The organism is Zarconia navalis LEGE 11467, assembly GCF_015207075.1.
Taxonomy (GTDB): Bacteria; Cyanobacteriota; Cyanobacteriia; order Cyanobacteriales; family Geitlerinemataceae; genus Zarconia; species Zarconia navalis.
In genome coordinates, this window is the sequence record NZ_JADEXN010000163.1 from 1 (window position 1) to 9,471 (window position 9,471).

A 9,471-nucleotide genomic window follows, 5' to 3' on the forward strand; every position below is an offset into this window, starting at 1 on the left:
ATCGCCACATCAGCCATTTCCAAATGCACCGCTTCTGGCGTATCCCAACAAATGCCAATACATCCCGCGGCACCGGCACTACGAGCCATCTCAATATCGAGGGGAGAATCTCCCACCATCAGCGTCCGTTCTGGTGCAACTCCCAGAGACTGGCACGCTTGCACGAACAAAGAGGGATCGGGCTTACTCGGACCGAGATCGACTCCCATTCCCATCTCAATATAGCGATCGAGCTGATAGTGAGAAATAAATCGCTGCACTCGGGCGGTAGTATCTGCCGAAAGAATCCCCAGTTTAAACCCCGCCTTCCCAAGCCGCTCGATGGTTTCCAAAGAACCGACGAACAGAGGGGAGGGGGCATCTTCAGTATTTCTGAGAATGCGATCGGCTTCGGTAAAGGCTTTTCTGGCAATTTTTAGAGACTCTAACCAACCGCGACCGGTTTCGGCAATATAAGCGGCGGCGGCAATCTCATTTTCGCACCGACTTCCGACCGCCAGCAGTCCTGTCGGATCGAGGCGATCTCCTTCAATCCCGTAGGCGATCGACATCGACTCTCCCGCACCGGGAATTTGAGCATCCACCAAGCGCGATCGCTTTTGTCCCAAACTCCTCAAAAATGTTTCTGAGTTTTCGAGAGTTCCATCTTTATCAAAAATAATCCCTTGGATATTCGAGAAGACAACACCCTGCGCGCGAATTGTGACCAAATCAGATACTCCTCCCAGCTTTTTTACTCTCTTTTGATTTGAAATTTGTTCGATCGTCTAATACAAACGACCGCTCGCTTGGGCTGGTACGATCCAAAGTCGAGCGGTCGTTCGTCTAAAATTGCGAGTCTTAATCGATCGCTGTTGGAATCTCTTCCTCTCCAATCTCGAGATCTTCGCTGGAATCTTCTCCATTAGCAGCTTGCTGGTTCGCCCGCATTTGCTCCCGGAATTTTTCGGCCATTTCCTCAGCTTTGTCATAGACGAGCTGGGGATTTTTGACCATATCACCCGGCTCGGGTTCGAGCTGCTTGGTCGACAGAGAAATCCGACCGCGCTCGGCATCGAGATCGATAATCATCACCTTGAGCTGGTCGTTAACATTGAACACGCTATGGGGCGTATCGATGTGATCGTGAGAAATTTCGGAAATGTGTAGCAGACCGCTGACACCACCGATATCGATAAACGCACCGTAAGGCTTGATTCCGCGTACCGTACCGATAACAACTTCTCCGACTTGCAAGCCGTTCATCTTGTGTTCCACCAGCGCGCGTCGATGGCTGAGGACAAGGCGGTTGCGCTCTTCATCCACTTCTAAAAACTTTAGAGGTAAGTCTTCCCCAACCAAATCCTCTTTGGGTTTGCGAGTACTGATGTGAGAACCGGGAATAAACCCGCGCAGTCCCTCGATCCGAACTAAAGCACCCCCTCGGTTGGTGGCAAAGACACCGGAATGAACGGTGGCATCTTCTGCTTGAAGCTGTCGAACTCGCTCCCAAGCTCTCATGTACTCGATGCGGCGAATGGAGAGCGTGAGCTGACCATCTTCGTTCTCATCGGTCAGGATAAAAAATTCCCGAGTTTCGTTCGATTGTAGAACTTCTTCGGGAGCGTCAACCCGATTGATCGACATTTCCTGTAAGGGAATGTAAGCCGCAGTTTTTGCCCCAATGTCAATCAGAGCGCCCCTGGGTTCGATACTGAATACCGTACCCGCTACCACATCGCCGGGGCTGAAGTGGTAGTCGTATTTGTCGAGCAGGGCAGCAAAATCTTCGTGAGTAAAACCAACGTCTCTAGTAATTGTATTCTGATTGACCATGCGTGTTGTTTCCTAGTACTGGGTATCCTTACTCGGCCTCCTATGAATGGATGTTGTCTATCCTGGGATGGCAGGGGAGTTGGGGTGGATAAATTGATGAGTAATTGCTTTGTAATCGCTAAAACTTACTTTTTGTTACACCACATCCCTTTTTTCAATCGGGAAGGCATAAGGGGCACCCTATTATACATTGTTACCCTAACGGATTCGACCCTTAATTCGATCTATAGACTTAATTTCTCTATTTTTTTCTATAAGTTTTAATTATCAAGTTTTATCGAGATATAGCCTTAATCCATCGGGTCTGACCTTCGAGTTCCTTGACCGCTTCAAGAGTGAGTAATCCAGGAGGTGGGAGTTGAATGTTCGTCTGCAAGATCTAAATCGAATTCATTGTCTAATTCAAATAAAGTCTGAGACTGATTCTCCCGTAAATGATTTAAGGTTTCGACAAAGTCTCGAATGCCTTGAAATTTTCGGTAAACCGAGGCAAAACGAATGTATGAGACTTCATTCAAAGGGCGCAGGCGTTTGAGGACTAATTCGCCGATTTCCTGACTGCTCACCTCTTTGGTCGAGCGCTGTTGAAGTTCGGCTTCGATTTCATCAACGATCGCTTCGAGTTGGGTGGATAACACGCCCGTTTTTTCGCAAGCGCGAACGAGTCCTCTAAGTAGCTTCGATCGAGTAAAAGATTCTCGCCGTTCGTCTCGTTTGATGACGGTGATCGGGACGAACTCGATTCGTTCGTAGGTGGTGAAACGACGATGACAGCCCAGACATTGTCGCCGTCTGCGCACGCTTTGACCGGCTTCAGCCGACCTCGACTCCAGAACTCGACTTTCTGTATGTTGGCAAAAGGGACAGTGCATGATTTAATGCGTGAAATGAGAAAAGGTTGAGGCGCAAACAGTCGAACGAGATCGTTAGAAAGCTCGGTTTCGGTCGTGGCCCGCCCCTTTGACACCATTAGACCCGAGATACTAAAAAGCCAGAACAGACGCGCAGGTTGTCTCGGACTGCACGTCTGGGCTGAGCTTTTCGCGATTTAGATAACAGAAGCGATCGGCGGTCGATAACCGGCGTTAGCTCCGAACTTGAATTGACTATTTCCCAATGGTTGGAGTTTCGCGAAAGGCGATCGCAAAAAATAGTACACCTATGCCTAAAGCAAGGATTAAGATATAAACGAGACTTTCCATTTTTAATCTCCTCGTTTGGGTTTTGTTTGTCGTTACTAGTGTAGCAACAGACGGGTCTAACAAGGAACGATTACGTCGATCGCACCGCCACTGTTAGAACCCGTTGTACTTAAGTTGGCTCGATTAGACTTCCTGTTTGCGAGTGGACTTATCACCCACTTTCTGGAAGAATCCGAATTCGACTTGCTCTTCGTCGAGTTCGGGGTCGATTCCGGCGAACACATCCCGGAACAGAGTCCGAGATCCGTGCCAAATGTGACCGAAGAAGAACAGCAAGGCAAAACAAGCGTGTCCGAAGGTAAACCAACCGCGAGGACTGGTTCGGAACACCCCGTCAGAGTTCAAGGTTTCCCGATCGAACTCGAACGGTTCGCCCAACTGAGCTTTCCGGGCGTACTTCTTCACATCGGCGGGGCCGGTAAAGCTTTGACCGCCCAGTTCGCCGCCGTAGAAGCTCACCGTCACTCCGGTTTGCTCGAAGCTGTAACGAGATTCAGCCCGACGGAAGGGAATATCAGCCCGAACGATGCCATCTCGATCGGTCAAGATGACCGGGAAGGTTTCAAAGAAATTGGGCATCCGGCGGACGGTCAGCTCGCGACCATCTGCATCGGTAAAGACCGGGTGACCCAGCCAAGTTTGAGCGATGCCATCTCCAGAATCCATCTGACCCGTACGGAACAAACCACCTTTAGCGGGGCTGTTGCCAACGTAGTCGAAGAACGCCAATTTCTCGGGAATTTGCGACCACGCTTCGGATTCAGTTGCTCCATCGGCCAAGTTAGCTTGGACGCGGCGCTGGATTTCTTCTTGGAAGTAACCCTTATCCCACTGATAGCGAGTTGGGCCGAACAGTTCGATGGGGGTAGCGGCACTGCCGTACCACATCGTTCCCGCCACGATGAACGCAGCGAAGAACACAGCAGCAATACTGCTCGATAGAACTGTTTCGATATTCCCCATCCGCAGGGCGCGGTACAGCCGTTCCGGCGGACGAACCGTCAGGTGGAACAGACCGGCAATAATTCCGACCACACCAGCGGCAATATGGTGAGAGACGATTCCCCCTGGATTGAAGGGATTGAAGCCTTCAGGACCCCACGCAGGGGCGACGGGCTGAACGCTTCCAGTCAAACCGTAGGGATCGGATACCCACATTCCCGGTCCCCACACTCCTGTGAGGTGGAAGGCTCCGAAACCGAAGCACAAAAGACCCGACAGGAATAGGTGAATACCGAATATTTTCGGCAAGTCTAACGCCGGTTCTCCAGTGCGAGGATCGCGGAATACTTCTAGATCCCAAAAAACCCAGTGCCAAACGGCTGCTAGGAATAAAAGTCCGGACAGGACAATGTGGGCGATGGCTACGCCTTCGAGAGACCAGTAGCCGGGATCGACACCGGTCTCTCCCGTAACGCTCCAACCTCCCCACGAACCAGTCACGCCCAAGCGAGCCATGAAGGGCATCACGAACATTCCTTGCCGCCACATGGGGTTAAGAATGGGATCGCTAGGGTCGAAAATTGACAGTTCGTACAAGGCCATTGAGCCAGCCCAACCTGCCACCAGGGCAGTGTGCATTAAGTGTACAGCAATCAGTCTTCCCGGATCGTTCAGGACGACTGTGTGTACGCGATACCAAGGTAGTCCCATTGACTACGCTCCTCCTCTATTACGCTTTGCTCAACGCTTTTTTTTGATACATTGACAGCTCGATTGCCGAAAAGAATTCGACAGACCGAAAGCTATCGCCTGTTTTAGAATTTATCCTCAACGTTGAAACAATTTCAATGTCTGAGTTTAAACCCAACAGGTTTAACATTTAGTCCTCGATCGAGACAAAATATCTGCGATCGATACCAGTGATTATCTATGTTGCTCCCGAATCTCGGTTCCAACTTTAGAGTTGGTCTCGAAAATGGTAGCGACGGATAAAGCTCTGGAAACATGAAGATTATTTTAAAAAGTGTATCGATTGTGAGGTTATATTGCAAGCTTGATGGCTATTTTCTCTCAATTTTCGAAGAAATATTCCCGATTTAATTAATTTTGATTACGATTTAATTGACAAATAGCGCTAGATGAAGTAAGTCTTTGAAGTGCCAGCTCGGCACTCATGAGGCGTTTGAGAACCACTTGACCGATGGCGTCAGGAGCAGATGTCTCTGCATCGATCGGTTTGACTTCCACCATCAGTACGGCATCTTCGACACGATAGAGCCACAAGGTTTCAACTCGATCGACGATACACAAATTCGTTCGATCGATCTGAGGGAATCGCCGCCAAGCAGTGGCGTTCCACAACCCTTGAGACCCCCATACGCGATCGACTTCCCATCCCTCCGATAAAAAGAAGTATTTCACAAATTTTCCGATCCAGACAGTTTAGGTTTGGAACTTTTCGTCTACCATAACCTTACAGAACCTTTCTGTGAAGGAAGAAGTGAAGAATCGAGAAAACCGCCTCAAAATAGTTCGCGACGCAACACCACTGTTTCCCCACTCGATTGCATTAAGCAGAAAATAAGGATCGAGGCGCTTCGCAAGTTTTCGGAAGCCCTAAAGCGACCTTCACAGAGTCTTTATAAGACATACTATTGTTTTTGTGAGAAATTTATCACCGAGCCTCCGTAATTTCAACTACCCTAAAGTTTAAACAGAATGAGTTTGCATTCTCAAACTCTTATTGGGTGTGCCATGAAAATTACACAGAATCTCCCCCAGACGAATTCCTTAGATTTCGTTGCCTGGTTGTTGCTTGCAGCTTCCCTATGCTTTCCCGCCATCGTACTGACGCTCCAGTTGTCTCGCCAAGAAGAAGAGCGTTCTCTTAAAGCAAGGGGAGCGGTCTATCAGAGCGCTCTTTTAAGCCACGTCAAACGGGATTATCCCCCAGCTTATCCATCGCTGCGTCCTCAAATTCTGACAACCACTCTCCAAGATTGGGCACTCTTAGAACGATCGATCTGCCAGGTACTTGAAGAACGTTCGACCGACTCGCCGCAACGAGTGGCTAGCGAATTGACCACCTACATTCAACCCGAGTTTCGATCGATTTCCGCCGGGATTGTCAAAGCGGCGAGTTGTTCCTAGCTTGGCATCGGTTGCCAGACTGAAACAGGACTGATTTGAAAGCAGACTTCCCGGCAAATTTGCCGGGAATTCATTCGTGCGATCGTGCGCTGTGCGTAAAAACTTCGAGTCAAGGCCTCGAGTGTAAAATGCCAATACAAAGAACCATCGACGATCGTCTCTGAAAACCGAGCGATCGAGTAAACGAGTGTCTTTCTCCCCAAGCTCACCTTTACGATCCCACCCGAAACGAACAAAAATATCGAGCGAGGGGTTGTATCCTGGGTCTAATGACAATCTTCTGCAGTGTAAAATTTCATAGAAACGTACGGGATCTGTACGTTTCGGTTCGGGTGGTGAGTTTACAGAACCATTGATGGGTCAAAGTTTCACAAATTTGACGCAAACGGGTGTATTTCTAACGAATTCAATAGAACTTGACATGGCGATCTCTTAGAGCGCTGGCTTGGAGTGATTCAGTTTGGGTGTTGAGAATGACTGAACCCATTGTCTATTCATCTTTGAGGAGTTCCAATCGTGAGTGATATAACCTCAAATGCAACAAACGTCACGGCAGATCGGACAGGTGGCGCGACGCCACCGCGATCGCCCAAAGCTCTTTTATCCACAAGTCGAGAAGAGTTTTACGGGCAAGATTCCCAGCATCAACCCTTGCAACTGACCGTTAAAGAAGGACTCAGCCAGAACCCATGCCAGCTACCCGAAGATTTGCAAGGTCACGTTTTTATTGTCGGCGCAGTGGGTTATGTCGGTTCCCCCAAATGTGAGGATGCACCCAATATCGTTCGACCCTCCAAAGATGGCTGGACGTCCCTCCTCAACGGCGAAGGTGCGATCTACCGCCTCGACTTCCATCAAACTCCAGCCACTCCAGTTCAGGAAGAACTCAAGGTCGAAGCGGGTAAAGCTTGGATGGCAATGCGGATCGTTAAAACCCCAGATTACTACGCCGATACTGCCCTCACGACCGATCCGAAATATCAAAAATTTTCCAGCTACTCCGAGTTCGAGTTTCGCAGTTTCGGTATTACTCGTCTGTCCATCGGTTTGGGGGTTCGCAACTATCTCAATACGGCCTTTTTGCCGATGAAATTCTCCGATGGCAGCGAGCGGTTGTTAGTCACTTGGGATGCCGGTCGTCCTTACGAAATCGATCCCCGTACCCTCGGACTCGTCGGGCCCATTGGGTGGGCGAATCAGTGGCATTCGATGATTCCCAATCCCATTCGTTGGCCGTTCCCCCCAATTTTAAGTACGGCACATCCGGTATTCGATACCCATACCGATGAAATGTTTACCGTCAATGCAAGTAAATCGATTCTCAACCTTTTATGGTTATCCCGATTGATACCTTCAGATATCGATAAATGGCTCGATCGCATTCACGTAACCTTCATCCGTCGGCTACTCAAAAGAATAGCGAACGGCTCGGTGGGATTATTCTTAGAGCTTGTCGAAAAGTTTTTAGCCTCTTCGATCGTCGGGCAAGGCGATCGCCTCTATCTCAATCGCTGGCATGGTTCGGGAACCACCGTCGAGCAATGGGAAGTGCGAGATGCAAACGATCGTCCCATCCGAATTCGCCAAAGTCTGCACCAAATGGGGCTGACAAAAGACTATATCGTCATCTCCGATTCGGCATTCAAACTATTACTTGAAGATCTCATTCCCGTTCTCAATCCCAACGACCCGTTAATTCTCGAAGATGTAGAGAAATTCCTAGAGCGGATTTACAGAGATCTGAGCTATCCCCAACTGCCGTACACCGATATTTATATCGTTGCGAGAGCGCAACTCAATCCCGATGAGAAAACCGTCACTGCCAAGCGGGTACGACTGAAGCCAGAAACCGCTCATTTCCTAGTGGAATATGACAATCCCGAGGGAAAAATCACCCTGTTTGCCGCTCATACAGCTGCATCCGATCCCTCGGAGTTTCTGCGTCAGAAAGACATATCGGCTGCCGGAGATCTATCAACCACCGAAGCGTTGCAAGAGCGATCGGGAATGTTCGTCTCGCCGATGGATCTCAACCGTTTGGGATGCTGGACGATCGATGCCGAAAAAGAATGCTCTTCAGCTCGATCGAGCTTTCTGTCCAAAACCGAATCCAAGCAGTATCTCTGGTCGATCGCCCTTTATGCATGGCGCGGGTTCCAGCCCGATCGATTCACCGACATCTATTGGAATTGCTGGGGTGCGTGGTCGGATTTGCTCAGCGAATTTGTCTTCGAGATGTACGAAGATTATCCCCATCGCTGGCTTGGGGCCTCCGAGATGAAGAAAAGCGTCGAAAGTGGTAAACCGGCCAACTTGCTGAGGATGCACGTCGATCGCACTTCAGCATCTCCCTCGAAACTAACCATTGAAGATGCCTACGATTTCCCACCGGGGTATTTTGGCAACTCTCCCCAATTCGTACCCCGTTCGGGAACTGACGATCCCTGCGACGGGTATATCGTTTGCGTGGTGTTATTCTCAGATAATTTTGTCGCCGACAAAAGCGAACTGTGGATTTTCGATGGGAAGTCTCTTAGTAGCGGCCCGAAATATCGGCTCAGCCATCCTCAGCTTAATATTGGCATGACCGTCCACTCCACTTGGCTGAGTAAATTGGAATCACCACCCGTTCGAGAAGACTACGATATTCGCAAAGACTACCCGCCAACCCTGATGACTGCTTTATTTGAAGACGAAATCTACCCCCATTTCGATCGCCCGCAAAGCTAACTTCATTTTCATTCCCCTGTCATGAAATCGATCGAACTGACGCTGCAACGTACGGTCAAATTCTGTGCTGCGGGCATTCCTTTGGGATGTCTGGCGGTATCGGCTTCTTCGGTATTCGCCCAAATCCTGCCCGATGCCAGCTTACCGAACAACTCGACAATCGACCTGGAAGGTCAAATTCAACGCATCACCGGCGGTACGACCACTGGAGGCAACCTGTTTCACAGTTTCGAGGATTTTAGCGTCCGCACGGGAGAAACCGCATTTTTCGATAATGCTCTGACCATCGACAATATCATCACCCGCATTACGGGAGGGCAGATTTCTAACATTGACGGCTTGATTCGCGCCAACGGCAGTGCCAGCCTGTTTCTATTGAACCCCAATGGCATTGTTTTCGGTTCCAATGCCGCCCTCGAGATTGGTGGTTCGTTTCTCGGCAGTACGGCAGATCGTTTCTTGTTTGAAGATGGAACGGTGTTTAGTGCAACCGAACCCCAAGCAACGCCGTTACTCAGTATCAACGTTCCCATCGGTTTGCACTTTGGCAATGCTCCCTCACAAATCGTCAATCGATCGCAAACGACAGCATTACGACCCTCTCCCGATCCCACTGCTCCCGGCTTAATTC

The 9,471-nt window shown here is 49.5% G+C and carries 9 protein-coding genes; 3 read left to right on the top strand and 6 right to left on the bottom strand.

Going from position 1 to position 9,471, the window contains the following annotated elements:
* The 6 genes from IQ235_RS10505 to IQ235_RS10530 form a co-directional block, all read right to left on the bottom strand.
* Positions 1-710, bottom strand: a 710-nt coding sequence (locus IQ235_RS10505; RefSeq protein ID WP_264321422.1) for an HAD family hydrolase, incomplete at its 3' end; no start/stop codon positions are given.
* 130 nt (positions 711-840) lie between these two features.
* Positions 841-1,815, bottom strand: coding sequence for a 30S ribosomal protein S1 (locus tag IQ235_RS10510; protein ID WP_264321423.1), 975 nt, complete (start codon positions 1,813-1,815; stop codon positions 841-843).
* A 329-nt stretch (positions 1,816-2,144) separates the two neighbouring features.
* Positions 2,145-2,687, bottom strand: coding sequence for a transcriptional regulator NrdR (nrdR, locus tag IQ235_RS10515; RefSeq protein ID WP_264321424.1), 543 nt, complete (start codon positions 2,685-2,687; stop codon positions 2,145-2,147).
* A 234-nt stretch (positions 2,688-2,921) separates the two neighbouring features.
* Entirely contained in the window at positions 2,922-3,017 is a 96-nt protein-coding gene (locus tag IQ235_RS10520; protein ID WP_264321425.1) for a photosystem II reaction center protein T, read from the bottom strand.
* 123 nt (positions 3,018-3,140) lie between these two features.
* On the bottom strand, positions 3,141-4,670 hold the full coding sequence (gene psbB / locus IQ235_RS10525; RefSeq protein ID WP_264321426.1) for a photosystem II chlorophyll-binding protein CP47: 1,530 nt from the start codon (positions 4,668-4,670) through the stop codon (positions 3,141-3,143).
* A gap of 390 nt (positions 4,671-5,060) precedes the next feature.
* Positions 5,061-5,381, bottom strand: coding sequence for a hypothetical protein (locus tag IQ235_RS10530; RefSeq protein ID WP_264321427.1), 321 nt, complete (start codon positions 5,379-5,381; stop codon positions 5,061-5,063).
* A 333-nt stretch (positions 5,382-5,714) separates the two neighbouring features.
* Here IQ235_RS10530 and IQ235_RS10535 point away from each other — a divergent pair, with 333 nt between their 5' ends.
* The 3 genes from IQ235_RS10535 to IQ235_RS10545 all read left to right on the top strand — a co-directional run.
* Positions 5,715-6,110 carry a hypothetical protein gene (locus tag IQ235_RS10535; protein WP_264321428.1) on the top strand — a complete coding sequence of 132 codons (396 nt, stop codon included), beginning with the start codon at positions 5,715-5,717 and terminating at the stop codon, positions 6,108-6,110.
* Between the two features lie 516 nt (positions 6,111-6,626).
* On the top strand, positions 6,627-8,840 hold the full coding sequence (locus tag IQ235_RS10540) for a carotenoid oxygenase family protein (protein ID WP_264321429.1): 2,214 nt from the start codon (positions 6,627-6,629) through the stop codon (positions 8,838-8,840).
* A gap of 21 nt (positions 8,841-8,861) precedes the next feature.
* A partial coding sequence (locus IQ235_RS10545; protein ID WP_264321430.1) for a filamentous hemagglutinin N-terminal domain-containing protein occupies positions 8,862-9,471 on the top strand: 610 nt, incomplete at its 3' end.

Excerpts from the sequence above, each read along its gene's own strand:
- IQ235_RS10510 (WP_264321423.1), bottom strand. The coding sequence starts at position 1,815 with ATGGTCAATCAGAATACAATTACTAGAGACGTTGGTTTTACTCACGAA.
- nrdR (WP_264321424.1), bottom strand. The coding sequence starts at position 2,687 with ATGCACTGTCCCTTTTGCCAACATACAGAAAGTCGAGTTCTGGAGTCG.
- IQ235_RS10520 (WP_264321425.1), bottom strand. The coding sequence starts at position 3,017 with ATGGAAAGTCTCGTTTATATCTTAATCCTTGCTTTAGGCATAGGTGTA.
- psbB (WP_264321426.1), bottom strand. The coding sequence starts at position 4,670 with ATGGGACTACCTTGGTATCGCGTACACACAGTCGTCCTGAACGATCCG.
- IQ235_RS10535 (WP_264321428.1), top strand. The coding sequence starts at position 5,715 with ATGAAAATTACACAGAATCTCCCCCAGACGAATTCCTTAGATTTCGTT.